This window comes from Nonomuraea sp. NPDC050790 (assembly GCF_044456745.1).
Classification (GTDB): domain Bacteria; phylum Actinomycetota; class Actinomycetes; order Streptosporangiales; family Streptosporangiaceae; genus Nonomuraea.
This window is the reverse complement of sequence record NZ_JBITGF010000002.1, coordinates 1304517-1320419: the sequence shown is the minus strand read 5'-3', so window position 1 is coordinate 1320419 and position 15903 is coordinate 1304517. Positions and strand designations below refer to the sequence as shown.

Annotated in this window: 18 protein-coding genes and 3 tRNA genes; 13 read left to right on the top strand and 8 right to left on the bottom strand. The window is 69.5% G+C overall.

The window, feature by feature from the left end; translation table 11 throughout:
• The first annotated feature begins 38 nt into the window (after positions 1-38).
• Entirely contained in the window at positions 39-653 is a 615-nt protein-coding gene (locus tag ACIBEJ_RS14550; RefSeq protein WP_397183166.1) for a DNA-binding response regulator, read from the top strand.
• A 14-nt stretch (positions 654-667) separates the two neighbouring features.
• On the opposite strand, the gene dusB is transcribed toward ACIBEJ_RS14550, so the two are convergent.
• Positions 668-1777 carry a tRNA dihydrouridine synthase DusB gene (gene dusB, locus ACIBEJ_RS14545; RefSeq protein ID WP_397183165.1) on the bottom strand — a complete coding sequence of 370 codons (1110 nt, stop codon included), beginning with the start codon at positions 1775-1777 and terminating at the stop codon, positions 668-670.
• Positions 1778-1880: 103 nt separating this feature from the next.
• On the opposite strand from dusB, the gene ACIBEJ_RS14540 reads away from it, so the two are divergent.
• The 5 genes from ACIBEJ_RS14540 (at position 1881) to ACIBEJ_RS14520 (ending at position 3319) form a co-directional block, all read left to right on the top strand.
• Complete coding sequence (locus ACIBEJ_RS14540; protein ID WP_397183164.1) at positions 1881-2306, top strand: hypothetical protein; 426 nt, start codon at positions 1881-1883, stop codon at positions 2304-2306.
• A 63-nt stretch (positions 2307-2369) separates the two neighbouring features.
• Positions 2370-3005 (top strand): amino acid-binding protein, encoded by a 636-nt coding sequence (locus ACIBEJ_RS14535; RefSeq protein ID WP_397183163.1) that lies wholly within the window; start codon positions 2370-2372, stop codon positions 3003-3005.
• A 55-nt stretch (positions 3006-3060) separates the two neighbouring features.
• Positions 3061-3132: transfer RNA gene (locus ACIBEJ_RS14530), tRNA-Gly, on the top strand.
• 28 nt (positions 3133-3160) lie between these two features.
• Positions 3161-3234 (top strand) — tRNA-Cys (locus ACIBEJ_RS14525).
• Positions 3235-3247: 13 nt separating this feature from the next.
• Positions 3248-3319, top strand: a tRNA-Val gene (locus ACIBEJ_RS14520).
• A gap of 412 nt (positions 3320-3731) precedes the next feature.
• Here ACIBEJ_RS14520 and ACIBEJ_RS14515 read toward each other — a convergent pair.
• A complete protein-coding gene (locus ACIBEJ_RS14515) occupies positions 3732-4679 on the bottom strand; it encodes a hypothetical protein (protein WP_397183162.1) in 948 nt (315 codons plus the stop codon).
• A 702-nt stretch (positions 4680-5381) separates the two neighbouring features.
• Between ACIBEJ_RS14515 and ACIBEJ_RS14510 the strand changes: the two genes are divergently transcribed.
• The 4 genes from ACIBEJ_RS14510 to ACIBEJ_RS14495 are packed head-to-tail and all read left to right on the top strand — an operon-like array spanning position 5382 to position 8817.
• The gene (locus tag ACIBEJ_RS14510) at positions 5382-5861 is read left to right on the top strand and encodes an RNA polymerase sigma factor (RefSeq protein WP_397183161.1); all 480 of its coding nucleotides are present in this window, start codon (positions 5382-5384) and stop codon (positions 5859-5861) included.
• Positions 5858-6868 carry a YbgA family protein gene (locus tag ACIBEJ_RS14505; RefSeq protein WP_397183160.1) on the top strand — a complete coding sequence of 337 codons (1011 nt, stop codon included), beginning with the start codon at positions 5858-5860 and terminating at the stop codon, positions 6866-6868. Before ACIBEJ_RS14510 ends, ACIBEJ_RS14505 begins: the two co-directional genes overlap by 4 nt.
• The gene (locus ACIBEJ_RS14500; protein WP_397183159.1) at positions 6844-7365 is read left to right on the top strand and encodes a hypothetical protein; all 522 of its coding nucleotides are present in this window, start codon (positions 6844-6846) and stop codon (positions 7363-7365) included. Before ACIBEJ_RS14505 ends, ACIBEJ_RS14500 begins: the two co-directional genes overlap by 25 nt.
• Before the next feature lie 3 nt (positions 7366-7368).
• On the top strand, positions 7369-8817 hold the full coding sequence (locus ACIBEJ_RS14495; RefSeq protein ID WP_397183158.1) for an SDR family oxidoreductase: 1449 nt from the start codon (positions 7369-7371) through the stop codon (positions 8815-8817).
• Here the strand turns inward: ACIBEJ_RS14495 and ACIBEJ_RS14490 are convergent, their stop codons facing one another.
• Entirely contained in the window at positions 8818-9732 is a 915-nt protein-coding gene (locus ACIBEJ_RS14490) for a MerR family transcriptional regulator (RefSeq protein WP_397183157.1), read from the bottom strand. It lies immediately after the preceding gene.
• A 288-nt stretch (positions 9733-10020) separates the two neighbouring features.
• Between ACIBEJ_RS14490 and ACIBEJ_RS14485 the strand changes: the two genes are divergently transcribed.
• Together ACIBEJ_RS14485 and ACIBEJ_RS14480 are read left to right on the top strand one after the other, a co-directional pair.
• Complete coding sequence (locus tag ACIBEJ_RS14485; RefSeq protein WP_397183156.1) at positions 10021-10485, top strand: hypothetical protein; 465 nt, start codon at positions 10021-10023, stop codon at positions 10483-10485.
• Positions 10486-10543: 58 nt separating this feature from the next.
• The gene (locus ACIBEJ_RS14480) at positions 10544-11584 is read left to right on the top strand and encodes a hypothetical protein (protein ID WP_397183155.1); all 1041 of its coding nucleotides are present in this window, start codon (positions 10544-10546) and stop codon (positions 11582-11584) included.
• A gap of 63 nt (positions 11585-11647) precedes the next feature.
• Here ACIBEJ_RS14480 and ACIBEJ_RS14475 read toward each other — a convergent pair whose 3' ends face one another.
• The 4 genes from ACIBEJ_RS14475 to ACIBEJ_RS14460 form a co-directional block, all read right to left on the bottom strand.
• Positions 11648-12229, bottom strand: a complete 582-nt coding sequence (locus ACIBEJ_RS14475) for a dihydrofolate reductase family protein (RefSeq protein ID WP_397183154.1) — start codon at positions 12227-12229, stop codon at positions 11648-11650.
• Positions 12230-12295: 66 nt separating this feature from the next.
• Positions 12296-13135 (bottom strand): helix-turn-helix domain-containing protein, encoded by an 840-nt coding sequence (locus ACIBEJ_RS14470; protein WP_397183153.1) that lies wholly within the window; start codon positions 13133-13135, stop codon positions 12296-12298.
• Positions 13136-13175: 40 nt separating this feature from the next.
• Positions 13176-13664: a flavin reductase family protein gene (locus ACIBEJ_RS14465; RefSeq protein WP_397183152.1), complete on the bottom strand. Its 489-nt coding sequence runs from the start codon at positions 13662-13664 to the stop codon at positions 13176-13178.
• On the bottom strand, positions 13658-14623 hold the full coding sequence (locus tag ACIBEJ_RS14460) for an LLM class oxidoreductase (RefSeq protein ID WP_397183151.1): 966 nt from the start codon (positions 14621-14623) through the stop codon (positions 13658-13660). Before ACIBEJ_RS14460 ends, ACIBEJ_RS14465 begins: the two co-directional genes overlap by 7 nt.
• An 80-nt stretch (positions 14624-14703) precedes the next feature.
• Here ACIBEJ_RS14460 and ACIBEJ_RS14455 point away from each other — a divergent pair, with 80 nt between their 5' ends.
• Positions 14704-15297 (top strand): TetR/AcrR family transcriptional regulator, encoded by a 594-nt coding sequence (locus ACIBEJ_RS14455; RefSeq protein ID WP_397183150.1) that lies wholly within the window; start codon positions 14704-14706, stop codon positions 15295-15297.
• A 16-nt stretch (positions 15298-15313) separates the two neighbouring features.
• Here ACIBEJ_RS14455 and ACIBEJ_RS14450 read toward each other — a convergent pair whose 3' ends face one another.
• A complete protein-coding gene (locus tag ACIBEJ_RS14450) occupies positions 15314-15886 on the bottom strand; it encodes a TetR/AcrR family transcriptional regulator (protein WP_397183149.1) in 573 nt (190 codons plus the stop codon).
• Positions 15887-15903: the final 17 nt, after the last annotated feature.

Here is a 15903-nt window from a genome sequence, read left to right as displayed (position 1 = left end):
GTCGGCCGGACCAGACAATCTGCTGTTCGGATGGGTCAGTGCGTGTTCTGAAGATCCTAATCGCGGAGGACGTCCGCATGGTGCGCGGCGCCCTCGCGGCGCTGATCGAGCTCGAAACCGATCTCACCGTCGTGGCGCAGGCCGAGCGCGGCGACATGATCCTTCCGCTCGCCATGCGGCACCGGCCCGACGTGGCCATCATCGACATCGACCTGCCCGCGATCGACGGCCTCACCGCCGCCCAGCTCCTGCACGAGGCGCTGCCCACGTGCAAGACGCTCATCCTGACCGGTCTGAGCCGTCCCGGCACCGTGCGCAGGGCGCTGTCGGCTTCGGTCTCCGGCTTCCTGCTGAAGGACTCGCCGTCCGCGCGGCTGGCCGAGGCGGTGCGCGAGGTGTCCTCGGGGCGGCGGGTGGTCGATCCGCAGCTCGCGCTGACCGCCTGGGACGCGGGCGACAACCCGCTGTCGCCGCGTGAGCTGGAGGTGCTGCGCTTCGCCGCGAACGGCGCGGAGGCCCCGGAGATCGCGGCCGGTCTCGGGCTGTCGGTGGGCACCGTGCGCAACTACCTGACGGCGATCGTCATGAAGCTGAACGCCCGCAACCGGGTGGACGCCGTCCGCATCGCCACCGAGGCGGGCTGGCTCCCCTAACCGCCCTGGTTGCTTTAGCCGCCGGAGATGTCGGACTCGGCGTCGGCGGGCACGTGGCTGTCCCACGGGTCGTCCAGCCAGCCGTCCGGCAGGTGCACCCGGTCGCGCTCGCCCGACTTGCCACGCGGGGTGTCGGTGTTGGGCGGCCACGGCTGGTCGCGGTCGAGCCTGGCCAGGGCGGCGCGCAGTTCGTCCAGCGACTCGGCCGTGGTCATCGCGCGGCGCAGTTCCGAGCCGACGGTGAAGCCCTTGAGGTACCAGCCGACGTGCTTGCGGAAGTCGGCCACCGCGTACCGCTCGGTGTCGAAGCAGGCGACCAGCCCGGCGGCGTGCCGTTCCATGACATCGGCCACCTCGCCCAGGGACGGCGTCGCGCGCGACGGATCGCCGTTGAAGGCGTTCTCCAGATCGCGGAACAACCACGGCCGCCCGAGGCACCCCCGCCCCACCACGACGCCGTCGCAGCCGGTCTCCGCGACCATGCGCAGCGCGTCGTCGGCGCTCCAGATGTCGCCGTTGCCGAGCACCGGCACCTCGGGCACCGCCTCCTTGAGCCGCGCGATCGCCGGCCAGTCGGCGTACCCGCCGTAGTGCTGCTTGGCGGTGCGCGCGTGCAGCGCGATCGCCGCGACACCCTCCTCGACCGCGATGCGCCCGGCGTCGAGGTAGGTGAGGTGGTCGTCGTCGATGCCCTTGCGCATCTTCATCGTGACGGGCAGCGGGCCCGCGTTGCGCACCGCCTCGCGCAGGATCCGCCGCAGCAGATTGCGCTTGTACGGCAGCGCCGAACCGCCCCCGCGCCTGGTCACCTTGGGCACCGGGCAGCCGAAGTTGAGGTCGACGTGGTCGGCCAGGTCCTCCTCGGCGATCATCTTGACCGCCCGCCCCACCGTCTCGGGGTCGACGCCGTAGAGCTGGATGCTGCGCGGCCGCTCCGAGTCGGCGAACCTGATCATCCTGAGCGTCTTGGGGTTGCGCTCCACCAGCGCCCGGGTGGTGATCATCTCGCACACGAACAGTCCCGCGCCCTGCTCACGGCAGAGCACGCGGAACGGGGCGTTCGTGATCCCCGCCATCGGCGCCAGCACGACCGGCGGCCACACCCCTATCGGCCCAATCTTCACCCGTTCAGTTGTAGCCGACTTCTCTCCGCGGGACGAACCCAGCCGCTTAGGTTAGCCTCGCCTAATGTAGATTGTGCTGATTCTGATCGCTTAAGGAGAGTTTGTGGGCAACCACGTCGACCTCGATCGGTGGCCCCTGGTCACCGCCGCCCAGAACGGCCGCCTCACCGTCGAGGAGGCCAACCGGCTCAACGACGGCATGCGCGAGGTCCTCGGCCGCGCCCAGGCCGAGAACCGGCGCTTCGCCGTCGTCGTGGACCAGCGCGAACGCCAGGCGCCGGAGAAGGGTGCGCTGGAGATCATCCACACGTTCTGGTCGGAGCGCGAGGCGGAGATCGCCGAGTGGTGCGTCGGCTACGTCAGCGTGGTCGCCACACCGTCGCTGGCCGACCTCGTGGAGAATCCCGGCCCCGGCGGCCTGACCGTGCTCGGCACCGTGGACTACGACGCCGCCGTCCTGTGGGCGGACGACCGGCTGGCCATGTTTGCGGAGGTGCGTGCCGTACCAGAAAGTCGCCCAGATTCGTGATGACAGCACCATGAACGACCATCGCGGATACGCTGTGAGCTGCGATCGATGGGGAGGCGAACGATGCTGCTGCGACTACGGCTCACGCTGCCCGACCGGCCGGGTTCGCTCGGTCAGGTCACCCGGGTGCTGGGCGTGGCCGGGGCCGACATCACGCAGCTCACCGTGCTGGAGCGCGGCGGCGGGCGGGCCGTCGACGACATCACCGTCTTCTGCCCCGACGGCACCCCCAAGGAGACGCTGGCCAAGAGCCTGCTGACCGTCCAGGGGGTACGCGTCGAGGCGATCTGGGCCACCCGCGAAGCCGCCGGAACCTACCCAGAGCTGGAAATCCTCAAATACATCACCACAGCCGGCGAACGCGCGCTGACCACGCTCATCGACTCCCTGCCCGTGCTGTTCAGCGCCGACTGGGCGGCCGCGGCCACGTCCGAGGCGACGATTTATTCGAGCTGGCGAGCCCCACAGGAGATCATCCTCCCGCCGGAGAACCCGCCGCGTCCGGTGGCCACCACCCTGGAGACCGGCCTGCACCTCATCCACGCCCCGCTGCCGCCGCTGGCCCTCACGCTGATGCTGGCCAGGGCCGACGGGCCCGCCTTCCACCGGATCGAGGTCCACCGCCTGACCCGCATCCTGGAGATCTTCCTCAGCCTCCCGGCGACCGAACGCAGCGTCGCCCGGCAACTGCGCAAGTGAGCATCCACTCCAAAAACCCGCTAGAGTTGCTGTGTCGCCGCTGAACGCGGCGGACGCGGAAGTGGCTCAGTGGTAGAGCATCACCTTGCCAAGGTGAGGGTCGCGGGTTCGAATCCCGTCTTCCGCTCGGAGAGGCCGCACGTTGGGCCTCGCTCGGTGGAGTGGCCGAGAGGCGAGGCAGCGGCCTGCAAAGCCGTCCACACGGGTTCAAATCCCGTCTCCACCTCCAAGTTGAATACCCGGGACGATTAGCTCAGCGGGAGAGCGCTTCCCTGACACGGAAGAGGTCACTGGTTCAATCCCAGTATCGTCCACAAGCATGGTCTAGCTCCTTCGCGCCCTTCGGGCGTGGGGGCAAGGCTGTTCTCCCAGTCGAGCTGAAGCTCGACCCCTGTCGGTCCTCGCTCCGCTCGGGCGCCTTGATCGCGCGCGCCTCCGGCACGCGGCTCGCGCCGTCGATCGGCAAGACCCCCGGGAAACCTCTTCACCCGAGACGAGCCGACCGGTGATCCGTTCTCTCCTTGGATGACGAGCAGCGGACTGGCCCACGATGTATTGACTGCACTACCCGAGCCCTCACCAGTCCTTTGGATCCAGCAGGACGGGAGTTGGTGCGCTGCCGAAAAGCCGCGTTTCGTGCTTCTCAAGCAGGCCGGCGTCCGCGAGCTCGACGGACGCACCTACGACGACATTTCCACGTTGATCGGCCGTCAGGCACGAATAGCTTCAGGGACTGCCCGAGGAAGATGGCAGCTTCACCTCCGGCGTCGAGGTTGGCAGGTTCGCGGGCGGGGCCGTCCAGACAGACACGTTCGAGAAATCGAGTTCCGCACCCGCCTCGACGCTGACACCTGCGAAGTCGACCCGTCCACCGGAGAATTCTGCGCCGTCGAATCGGACTCGTCCGGACTTGAGGGTCGCCCCGGTGAACAGCACTTCGGTCCCGGTGAACTTGCATCTCAGGAAGCCCGTATCGGCGGCGAACACCGTACTCCACGATTCGCCGTCGCCAAAGTGCTTCGAACCGAAGTCGACCTTCCCGCCGCTGAAGGTGCATTCACCGAACCCTCCACTGAGAAACTCAGCGCCCCAGAAGCGGACCTCACCGCCCATGAACTCCACACGCCAGAAGTTGACTACGCCTCCGTAGCAGCGAAGCCCGTAGAAGTCGGTTGTCCCTGCCACGAACTTCGCGCCGAGAAAGTTCAGCGAGCATCCTTCCGGAACGACAGCCCAGGTGAAGTCGCCTCCGTCAAACACAGTGCCCCTGAGGTCGAAGTGGCAGTCGTGCCAGAAAGGACCCGACGCTGCGGGGCTCAGGTGATCGCGGATGACTTCGATCGCCGTGTGCCGGACGTTGCGACGTTGCGCGTATCCGATCTGTTCAGCGGCGGGTGCGTCAGGCCCAGGGTCGGGCTGATAGGGCATTCGCAGGAAGCCACACAGGACATTGATGCAGGTCTGCCGCTGTTCGGGCCGGTCGTCGGCAAGGGCTGCCATGGCATGGATACCGGCGAGTTGAACCGTTGGCTGGTCATCGCCGATCTGGGTCGCGGCAGAGCCGAACCGTTCGTTCAGAACCCGATCTCGCTCGCGCCCCTCCTTGCCGTGTTCCAGCTTCGATGTCGCTTCGGCGACGAGTTGTCGACGGTAGGCAACGACCAGGGCGACCACTCCGCCCACTCCAGCGATCGCCGCGAGCGACAGTCTAGGAACGTCGAGAGAGGCAACCCAGGCGCCGCTCCAGTTGCGGAAAACCCAAAACGAAGAGGGCGAGCACGACCAGGCCCGTTGCGCTCACCGCCGCCACCACAACGGCACCGATCAGAGCTACCCCGAGCCGGATCAAGTTGTGCCCGCCGGAACCCCGAACGAGCTGCCGCCAAGAACTCAACACCCAACAGAGGGTCGCATCGGCGGCACGGGGGCAAAAGACAGGATCTCAATCTGGTTCAGAGAGATTTCGTGAGCGATGCGGCTCAGCCCGGCCGGTCAACCCATCGGCACCGAGGAGGGCTCGCTTGCGGAGGGCGACAGTCAGACACACTCGAACATCCGCCAATTCGGCACCCTTGAGAGAACCAGCCCTTCGGACCTGGTGGCGCCCCAGTTGATGTCTCTCCTTACCCAGAACTTGGAGCAGAACGCGCCCTGACCTGCGACTGGAGCCCAGCCCGCACCTTCGGCCGGAAGGGGCCGGGAGCGCGCGAAGGACGGGCCGACCTCAGACCACCTCACCCGCCGACCGGAGCAAGCCCACATCCGACACGGACGCCTCCGGTCGAAGCAATCTCCACGGACTTGGTTGCAAGACTCAGCCGCTCCAGGTTGAATAAGTTTTGAAGAGGTTATCTTGCGACCGACCAAGGAGGACCGATGGACGCCATCAGCGAGTGCTTCGGCACCCACGCGTCATTGGTGCGCTCCTACCTGCGCCGCCTGATCCCCCGACAGGAAGTCGACGACGTCACCCAGGTCGTCTTCGCAGAGGTCTGGCGCTCCAGGGACCGCTTCGATCCAGCCAGAAGCCTGGAAACCTGGCTGCTGAGCATCGCCCACCGACGCGCCGTCGACTACCTGCGCGTACGCCGCCTGAACACCGTCGCCCTGGAGGCGATCCCCGAGGTGCCAGGCCACGACGGACGGGCCGACAGCGACCAACTGGCCGACCGCGACCAGTTGATGCGCGCCCTGGCCGAACTGCCGGATCCCCAGCGCGAGGCCATCGAACTGGCCTACTTCGGCGAACTGAGCCAGCGCGAGATCGCCGAGCGCCTGCACGTCCCGCTCGGTACGATCAAGGCCCGTACCGCACGCGGCCTCCACCGCCTGCACACCCTCCTGGCGGCCGCATGACCAGGCCCAGGGTCGCCGTGTCGACCTGCCTGCTCGGCGAACCGGTCAGGTTCAACGGCGGCCACAGCCGGAGCCGTTTCCTCACCGGCCCGCTGGCGCCCTACGTCGACTGGGTGCCCATCTGCCCGGAGGTTGAGCTGGGCCTGGGCACGCCGCGCGAGACCCTGCGCCTGGAAACCTCGCCGTCCGGGCCGCGCCTGATGACCCGCGCAAGCCGTAACGACCTCACCGAGGCGATGAGCGCGCTCGCCGGCGAGCGCGCCGCCACCCTCGACGCCGACGGCTACGTGTTCAAGGCCAAGAGCCCGACCTGCGGCATCCACGGGATACCGCTCTACCCGCCGCAGGGGCCGCCGATCGACCGGCGCAACAGGGGCCTGTTCGCCGAATCGATCATCCGGGCGCACCCGCTGCTGGCGGTGGAGGACGAGGGGCGGCTGAACGACGCGCTGTTGCGTGAGGCGTTCGTCGAGCGCATCTTCGCCCATGCCCGGCTGCGTGAACTGCTGGACGGCGACTGGCGCCCGCGCGACCTGGTCGCCTTCCACGCACGGCACAAGATGCAGATCCTCGCCCACGATCCCGACCTGTACCGGCGGGCCGGCCGTATCGTGGCGGACGCCGGCACCCTTGCGAGGACCGAACTGGCCGCCGCCTACGCGCAGACCTTCCGCCAGGCTCTGTCCAAACGGGCCAGCCTCGGCAGGAACGTCAACGTCCTGCAGCACTGCCTGGGAATGCTGGACCTGGACCCCGTCCGCCGCGACGACCTGCTCACGCTCGTCGAGTCCTACCGGGTCGGGCTCGTGCCGCTCAGCGTGCCCGCCACGCTGCTGCGCCACCACGCGCACGGTCAGAATGCCGCATACGTGCGGGAGCAGAGCTACCTGTCCCCCTATCCCGACGCGCTACGGCTGCGCCACCACCTCCCACCCGACCCGCCGATCGCCGCATCCCCCGTGCGACACCGCGCAGACCCGTCATGCAGCAGCCCGACCAGCGGATGACGGCACTGCTGGACGCGCTCGACACCTGGCTGCCGTTCGTCCGCTACCGCCTCCGCCGCCTGCCCGACGGCAGGCCGTGCGCCGCTCTCCGCGTGCACGGCACCACCCGCATGCTCGTGTACGCGCACGGGCGGCAGTGGATCTGCATGACCGAGTCCACGAGCGGGACGCCCGTGCGGCAGACCTTGGGCACAGTGGACGAACCCCCGAGGGCCATCGTCGGCCGCATCACGATCCCGCGGGGGAAACCAGCCGCGACCGGTGGGAGGCGCGTCGCTCGCATGGCGGGCATCGCCCTGGCCGCCGCCGCCGGCGCGAGCGTGCTGGCCGCCGTGGTGATGGCCATCCTCGTTCTTGGCAACGGCTATGGGTACGGCTCGGCCGTGGTCCGCTGGACGATCTATATCCTCGCCCTGGTCATAGGCGTGAGCGTGGGCGCGTGGGCGGCCCGGCGGTACTGGATCGCCGGCCGTACTCGTGACAAGGACGGGTGGTGAGTCATGGCACGGTGCCTGGTGACGGGCGCGACCGGATACATCGGCGGGCGGCTGGTGCCCGAACTCCTGGCCGCGGGCCACGAGGTGCGCTGCATGGTCCGTTCGCCGGCGAGGATGCGCGACCTGCCCTGGGCGGACCAGGTCGAGATCGTCGCCGCCGACGCGCTCGACCCCGAGGCGACTCGGGCGGCGCTGGACGGCGTGGAGATCGCCTACTACCTGATCCACACCATGGGCGGTGGCAGTGGCTTCGCCGCCTCCGACCGTCAGGCCGCCTCGGTGTTCGCGCGGGCCGCGCGGGAACAGGGCGTCGGCAGGATCGTCTACCTGGGCGGGCTCGCCGCCGAGGAGGACCTGTCCGCGCACATGCGTTCACGCAACGAGGTGGCGGATCTGTTTCTCGGCTGCGCCGTACCCACTGTCGTGCTGCGGGCCGCGGTGATCATCGGGTCGGGCTCGGCCTCCTTCGAGATGCTCCGCCATCTGACCGAGCGGCTCCCGGTGATGACCACGCCGCGCTGGGTGGGCACGCGTACCCAGCCCATCGCCGTACGCGACGTCCTGCGCTACCTCACCGCCTGGGCCTCGCTCCCCGGCGAGATCAACCGCTCGTTCGACATCGGCGGCCCGGACATCCTCACGTACGCCGACATGATGCACGGCTACGCCGCCGTGGCCGGCCTGCCACCCCGCGTGATCATCCCGGTGCCGCTGCTGAGCCCCTGGTTGTCCAGCCACTGGGTGGGGCTGGTCACCCCCGTTCCGGCCACCATCGCCCGGCCGCTGGTGGAGTCCCTGCGCAACGAGGCCATCTGCCACGAACACGACATCGCCCGCTTCGTCCCGGACCCTCCGGAGGGTTTGATCGGTTTCCGGCTGGCCTGCACACTGGCGTTGAAGAAGATCAAAGAGGCCGACGTCGCCACTCGCTGGTCCTCGGCCTCCACCCCCGGCGCCCCCAGCGACCCCCTGCCCACCGACCCCGGCTGGGCGGGCGGCAGCCTCTACATCGACCACCGCACCCAGACCACCGACACCCCGCCCGAGGCGGTGTGGCGGGTCATCGAGGCCATCGGCGGCGACAACGGCTGGTACTCCCTGCCCGTCGCCTGGCGGCTACGCGGCGCCCTCGACCGGATCTTCGGCGGAGTGGGCCTGCGCCGCGGCCGCCGGCATCCGCACGTCCTGCGCGTAGGCGACACCATCGACTTCTGGCGGGTGGAGGAGATCGAGCCAGGCAGGCTCCTGCGGCTGCGCGCGGAGATGCTCCTGCCCGGCCTGGCCTGGCTGGAACTCAGCGTGCGCACCGAAGAGGGCCACACCGTCTATGAGCAGCGCGCGATCTTCCACCCGCACGGGCTGGCCGGCCACCTGTACTGGCGGGCGCTCACCCCGTTCCACCGGCTGATCTTCGGCAGGATGCCGCGGAACGTCATCGCCGCCGCCCGCTGATCACCGCACCGCCGCGGCGACCGCCTCGTCCAGCGAGGTGACCCGCACCAGCCGCCGCGGCCCCGCACCCCACCAGCCGGGCCCGCCCACCACCAGCCGGTACGGCGGCCGCGACGCCGGCAACCCGCCCAGCGGCGCAAGGTCCCCGGTGTCCCGCTGCTGCGACCAGACGAAGACGACACCGGGCGACAGGGTCCGTATCGCCTCCCCCAGGGCGCCATACGGCGTGCGTGCCCCCAGCACCCGGCATTCCACCCGGTTCCGCGTGGCCAGCACCGCCGCCAGCGCGTACACCGGCAGGCTGTGCTGCTCGTCCTCGGCACAGGCCAGCAGCACGAGGCGCTCGTTGACCGGCGCGGCAGGACGGGCGAGCAGCGGAGCCAACGCCGCCATGACCCGGTCGGAGAAGACGTGCTCGACCTCGATCCCGGCCCCGGTGCGCGCCTGGTTCCTGCTGATCGTCTCGAACACCGGCAGCACGAGCCGCTCCCACGTCCAGGCCACGCCATGCCTGCCGAGCGCCGCCGACAGCCCCCTGTCGAGCACGCGCCCGTCGAGCGCCACCGCCGCACGGGCCAGCATCGCGGCCGACGGCACAGTCGCGGCCGGGGCCTGCGCCGCCCGCTCGGCCCTCGGGCCGGGATCGGCCGCAGGCTCCTGCTCCAGCGTGAGCCGCAACGCCTCCCGAGCCGCGTCCGCAGGCGCGACTCCTTCGTGGATCAGGCGGTTCATCTCCTCCAGCCGGCGCAGATCCGCCCCGTCATACCGGCGATGGCCGCCGGCGCTGCGCCGGCTGGGACCGATGCCATAGCGCAGATTCCAGGTACGCAGCGTGGGCGCGGGCACGCCAAGCCGCCTGGCCACGGCACCGATACCGTAGCCAGGCTCCTCCATGGGCGCCTCATCCTTCGACATCTCCGCCCATTCTTTCGGACGAGACGCCCGCGAGGTTGCAGCCCCCGCCGAAACAGCCCGCACTGAACCCACCACCCGGCGGGCCACGCGCGGGGAACGACCCGCGGCAAGACGCCGGGCAGGGCCGGCGCGGGTGGCCTTTCAATTGGATTATCGACAATTGCCCCCTATATGCGGTCTACAATTTCACTACATTTCCACAGAATGTTGACAGGATTCCGACAGCTGCTTTAATCGGGGGACAGACGGGGTGAACAGCGAGTGAATCCAAACGGGGGAGATCGCGTCGTGCCCGAGAAAAGCCACACCACCAGGCCTGTCCGCCTGCGGGTTCTTCTCGTGCTTATTCTCGCAGTTGGGTGCGGTAACGCCGGAAACGAAGAGATCAGCCGCGCGAGCCTGCGCGCGGAGGTTCAGCGAAATCCCGGCGTGCCCTTCGCACTCCCGAAGACCCTGCCCTCCGGTTACCGGCTGACCTCCGCGGAGACGACGGTAAAGGACGACGAGGGCCGGGTGACCGTTCGCCAGGCGTACTTCGACTCCGACAGAAGAGAGACCGGGGGCTCTCTCGTCGAGGTATGCATGGAGGAACCAGGAAAGCCCGATCAATGCGGACCGGCCAAAGGCATCATTCACCACCTGGACGACGTCGACATCGTCCTGAGTCTGCATTCGGGTTCGGAGCACGACTCCGACGCATGGCGCCAGGCGGTCTTTACGACGAACCTGTCCGAGGTCGCCTGGCTCCGTTGACGGACGCACCTCCCAACTCCAGACGAAAGGCAATCTCGGCATGCGCAAAATCAGCACGATGTTATGCACGCTCGTCCTGACTTTCGTGACGGTGGGTGCCGGACTGACCCCTCCGGCGGCAGCCGTACGGACCGGGCAGGCACCGCTGCTCAAGGAGCTCAACTTCGACCGATCGCAGCTCAAGGTCGCCATCAAGCAGTCGCGCGACAAGGACACCAAGGCGGTCATGAACGGCCTCAGCGCCGCCGAGGTGGCCGAACGCGGCGAGAAGCGGGACAACTTCATTCGCGGCGCGGCCTCCTCGTCGGGGAAGACCTACAGCCGCACCGAAATCGACCTTCTCGAACTCGGCCGGGAAATCGTCTTCTACGCCCCGCGGGACGTCGAGATCAACAGGATCAATCTCAAGTTCTACGAGGACGGGCTGCTCGAAGCGGAGGTGGACGACTCCCCGTACTCCCCCGCCAATGAGCGGGAGATCCTCGCCGAGGCGGCCGCTTCCGCGGCGGCGCCGGAGAAGGTCAGAACGGCCAGCGGAAACTTCCGGCTGGAAGTCCAGGATCGCGGCTACATGAACGCCACCTGGGAGCGGTGGGTGGTCAAGAACGACGGCGACCCGCAGTACAACTTCTACGCGACCAAGCGTCGCGCCTACACCGACACGCTGGACTCCTGGACCAGCGGAATCCAGTCGATGTACATGTCGAGCTACCCCGGCGCGGGTTACCAGGACGTCTTCCTCTGGAACGACGAGAACGTCCCCGGCAGCGACTACGAGAACTGCGGTCCCGGATATCAGCTCGGCCTCGGCGCCGGCCCCATCTGGGTGTTCAACGTGTCCATTCCCGGCGACTGCGTCTCGGTGGACGTCGCGGCTCCCGACCCCGGACGCTACAGCCTCATGTGGGACCCGGATGGCTTCACCCTGAACTCCGGCTCCGCCGAATACGGCCAGTCGGTGGTGGTGCCACAGGGTGCGGAAGTCCGGTGGGGATACACCCAGCAGGTGACCGTGTACGGCGGGCGTAACTGGACCTGCAAGTCCTCCGGCCAGCCCAGCAACGGCCAGGGCGGAAACAAGATCTGCCCGTGGCAGTGACCGGCTGAGTCTCCAGGCCCCCGTTCAGTGAACGGGGGCCGTCCCCGCTCCAGCCCGGATCGCTCAGCGGCGCACACGGTAGCGCAGGTGAAGCACGCGGTTGCCCTGGATCACCACGTCAGGATCCTCCAGCAGGTGCTGTGCCTGGACCGAACCGAAGTAGCGCTTGCCGGAGCCGAACACGACGGGCACGACGTCCATGCGCACCTCGTCCACCAGACCCGCGGCGAGCACCTGGCCACCGGCGTCCCCCGCGGCCACCTCGACCATGCGGTCACCCGCCAGCTCCTGCGCCTTGGCCACGGCCGCCTCGACGCCGTCGACGAAGTGGAACGGCGCCTCGGGGTCCCAGCCCTCGGGCGCCGGCCGGTGCGTCACGACGACCACGTGGTCGATGCCGCCCGGCGGCTTGCCGTCCCAGCCGTCTGTCATGTCGAAGACGTGGCGACCGGCGATCGTGACTCCGATCCGGTCCCAGTACGCCCGGGTGTAGTCGTGGGACGTCCGCGACACCTTCAGCTCGCCGCTCTCGTCCAACGGGACGTCACCGCTGGTCAGCCAGTCGAACAGCGGTCCGGGCCGATCGTCGTCGTCCGCGATGAACCCGTCCACCGACACCGAGCCGTACATCACCACCTTGCCCACGGGGCCCTCCTCTGCTTTGGGGTGCCCTCAAATTAGCGCGCCGTGAGCCGGCGCTCTTGTAAGAAATCAATCGGCCGGCAGCGGCCAGCCGTCCAGCGTGTGGCCGGGATGTTCGCGCATGAACCGCCGCCGCACCTCGACGTACCGGGTCGGCGTGAGCCCGGTGAACGCCCGGAACTCGTGACCGAAATGGGCCTGGTCGAAGTAGCCCGCGCCACCGGCGAGCGCGCTCCAGTCGACCGGTCCGGCGGGGTCGATCGAGAACACGGTGGCGGTGAAGCGATGGGTGCGGGCCAGCCGCTTCGGCGTGACGCCGATCAGCTCCTTGAACCGCTGCACCAGATGCGTGCTGCTGACCCCGGCCGCCACGCTCAGGTCGCCGATCGCCACCGCTCCGCCGGCCGCCGCGATGACGCCGCTCGCGTGGCGGACCAGCCCCAGACCGGTGGTCTCGCGCAGCCGTCGCATCAGCTCCTCTTCGAGAAGCGTGATCATCTCCTCCGGCCCGGCCGCCGCGGCCAGCCGTTCCCGCAGCTCGGCGATGGCGGACCGGCCCCAGACCTGCTCGATCGTCACCGGCCGGTCACACAGCTCGGCCGCGGGCATCGGCAGGAACGGCGCCAGCCCCCACGGCTTGACGTGCACGCCGACGGACCGGGTCCCCGGCGGGTAGCCGAACTCGAAGGCTCGGGTGGGCATGGTGACCACGCAGCCGTCGGCGTACTCGCCCGTCTCGATGTCGGCGCCGGCGCGGATGCGGAACGGCGCGCCGAGGTTGACGATGAGCAACGCCGACGGCGACGGCGGCAGCCTCAGCCGGGCGTACGGCGGCGCGCCCTCCAGGTAGTAGAGGTCGTCGATCAGCCCGTCCAGCGGCGGTCGCGGCACTCTGGACACGTACTCCACGCCCACAGTATCGCCGGAAACGTCCCGGCCCCGTGAGCGGCTACGCCCCGGCCAGCCGGTGGTAGGCGCGTCCGGCGTACACCAGCGGCTCCTCCCCCGCCCGCAGGTGGTGCACCTCCTCGACGCGCCCCACGAACAGGGTGTGGTCGGCGGCCGAAACCGTCATGGTGATCGTGCAGTCCATCGCGGCCAGCGCCCCGGACAGGACCGCGTTGCCCGAGCACGGGGACGGCGACCAGCCCACGCCGGCGAACGCACCTGACCCGACCGGACGTTCGCCGGCGAAGTGGGCGGCGAGGGCGCTCTGGCCGGTGGCGAGGAGGTTGGCGGTGAAGCACCGGTTCTCCATGACGAGGTCGTGGGTACGGCTGCGCCGGCTCAGCGACACCAGGATCGTCGGCGGTTCCAGCGACACCGACAGCAGGCTGTTGATCGTGACGCCGTGCGGTCCGGTGGCGGATCGGGTGGTGACGACGGCGACCCCGGTGGGCCACTGGCGCATCACGGCCCGCAGCCGGGTGCTCACCACGCGGGCACCCGGGGCGCGACGGTCTCGATGGCCGGGAAGTGCGGCAGTACCTCCTCGCCGAGCTGCGCGATGACTTCGCCGGCCGGTCGCCGGCCGTGCTGGAGGCCCAGGGCCGCGTGGTTGACGCCCACGTCCTGCCAGCGTCCGAGAAGTTCGAGCAGTCCCTCGCTCCCGGTGCGCAGGACGAAGCCGCCGCGCAGCGCGGTGGGCGGGTGGCGCGGGTCCTCGGCCAGGTCGATCCACTCGTTGGTGGCCAGGGGCTTGAACGCGCCTCCGGGGATCAGGCCGCGCCAGCCCGCCACCTTCTTGCCCAGCGCGACGGGGCCGTCAGCGGTGGCGGTCGGCCCCGGGTAGACCAGCCAGCCGTCGGCGTGCTCGGCGATCCATTCCAGGGGCTGCTGCGACGAGCCCGTCACCAGCAGCGGGATGTGCTCGTGGACCGGCTTGGGCAGCATGTCCACACCGGTGGCCGACGGCTTGAGCAGGTCGCGGAACGCGGTCACCGCCTCCCGGTAGCGCCGCCCCCGGCCCTCGAAGTCGACGCCGTAGGCGGGGAACTCGCTGGGGCGGTCGCCCGAGGCGGCGCCGAGCACCAACCGGCCGCCGGACAGGTGGTCGATCGAGGCCGCCTGCTTGGCCAGGTCGATGGGCGGCCGCAAGCTGAAGATCACGCTTCCCGCGGCCAGCGTGATCCTTGAGGTTTGGGCGGCCAGCCAGGTCAGCGCGGACCAGGGGTCGTACACCTGCCCGACATCACCGAAGCTCGCGTCCGCCAGCGGGATGTCCCTGACCCAGGCGGCGGCGAAGCCCGCCCGTTCGGCTTCGCGCACCAGCGCGCTCTGCCCGCGCAACGCCGTCATGTCACCGGTATAGGCCCACAACGGCAGGAACAGCCCGACGGTCAGGCGGCCGCTGGCGAACATGCGGTCGAAGCCGACGTGGCCGGTTCGGTCACTCATGACATCCCCTTCTGGTTGGAACGTTCGATCCAGAGCATAGCCTCACTGGACCGAACGTTCCAACCAGGTAGGCTGAAGTCATGCACTCCCAGGACACGCGCACGCGGATCGTGCGGGCCGCCGCCGAACTGCTGCAGCGGCAGGGTTACGAGGGCGCGTCCGTCAAGCCGATCGCGAAGGCGGCCGGGGCCTCGGTGAGCTCGGTGTACCACTTCTTCCCCGGCGGCAAGCAGGAGCTCGCGGTCGAGGCCCTGCGCCACGGCGCGGCCGAGTACGCCGACCTGCTGGCCCGGGGCCTGGCCTCCAGCGCCGACCCGGCCGAGGGCGTCGCGGCCTGCGCCCACCTGATGGTGTCCTCGCTGAAGACCTCGTCCTGGGTCGACGGCTGCCCGGTGGCGGTCACGGCCCTGGAGACCGTGGGGCGGGCGCCCGGAATCCAGCAGGCGGCCGAGGAGGCCCTCGCGCACTGGCAGGGGCTCGTCAGCACCTCGATCCAGGCCGCCGGGGTCCCCGCGGACACGGCGGACGAGCTGGCCAGCACCGTGATCAGCACGCTGGAGGGCGCCGAGCTGCTCAGCCGGGTCCGGCGTGACGATCTCCCCCTGCTGCGCGCCGCCACCCATCTGTCGCAGCTCGTCCGCCTGGCCATGCGGGAGACTGCCGCCTCCGCCTGACCACGGTCCCGATCGGTCAACCCCCGGCAGGCGGCAACGCGAGCGCGGCGACCGCCGCCACCTTGGGCCGCAGCCGCTCCACGTCGACCGGCACCGCTCCGTGGATGAGCTCGTCCAGGACCAGCCCGTCGATGAGCGCGACGACCAGGCGGGCCCGCTCCTCGTCACCGGTGACGATCGTGGCCAGCTCGACGAATCCGGCGGTGACGGTGTCGACGGTGGACGCCGTCAGCTCCCTGCTCGGCGGGTCCAGTTCGAGCAACAGCCGCGCCCGGCTGCGCGTCCGGGCCGGTCCGAGCCAGTACGCCAAGGTAGCCGTGGCCGCGTCGACCAGGGTGTCCAGGCGCATGTCCGGCGACAGCATCCCGGCGCCGAACCGCTCGATCTCGTCCTGTTCGAGTCCGGCGATGCGACTCAGGACCGCCGCCAGCAGGGCGTGCCGGGTCGGGAAGTGGTAGCTGCAGGTCCCCGGCGGCAGCCCCGCCCTCAGCTCGACCGCGCGATGAGTGAGACCGCGCAGCCCGTCCTCGCCGATGGCGTCGATGGCGGCATCGGCGAGCACCGTCTTGCGATCCAGATCACTCTTCACACCCGGATACTACAGAT

Excerpts from the sequence above, each read along its gene's own strand:
- ACIBEJ_RS14535 (WP_397183163.1), top strand. The coding sequence starts at position 2,370 with ATGCTGCTGCGACTACGGCTCACGCTGCCCGACCGGCCGGGTTCGCTC.
- ACIBEJ_RS14510 (WP_397183161.1), top strand. The coding sequence starts at position 5,382 with ATGGACGCCATCAGCGAGTGCTTCGGCACCCACGCGTCATTGGTGCGC.
- ACIBEJ_RS14505 (WP_397183160.1), top strand. The coding sequence starts at position 5,858 with ATGACCAGGCCCAGGGTCGCCGTGTCGACCTGCCTGCTCGGCGAACCG.
- ACIBEJ_RS14500 (WP_397183159.1), top strand. The coding sequence starts at position 6,844 with ATGCAGCAGCCCGACCAGCGGATGACGGCACTGCTGGACGCGCTCGAC.
- ACIBEJ_RS14495 (WP_397183158.1), top strand. The coding sequence starts at position 7,369 with ATGGCACGGTGCCTGGTGACGGGCGCGACCGGATACATCGGCGGGCGG.
- ACIBEJ_RS14490 (WP_397183157.1), bottom strand. The coding sequence starts at position 9,732 with ATGTCGAAGGATGAGGCGCCCATGGAGGAGCCTGGCTACGGTATCGGT.
- ACIBEJ_RS14480 (WP_397183155.1), top strand. The coding sequence starts at position 10,544 with ATGTTATGCACGCTCGTCCTGACTTTCGTGACGGTGGGTGCCGGACTG.
- ACIBEJ_RS14460 (WP_397183151.1), bottom strand. The coding sequence starts at position 14,623 with ATGAGTGACCGAACCGGCCACGTCGGCTTCGACCGCATGTTCGCCAGC.
- ACIBEJ_RS14455 (WP_397183150.1), top strand. The coding sequence starts at position 14,704 with ATGCACTCCCAGGACACGCGCACGCGGATCGTGCGGGCCGCCGCCGAA.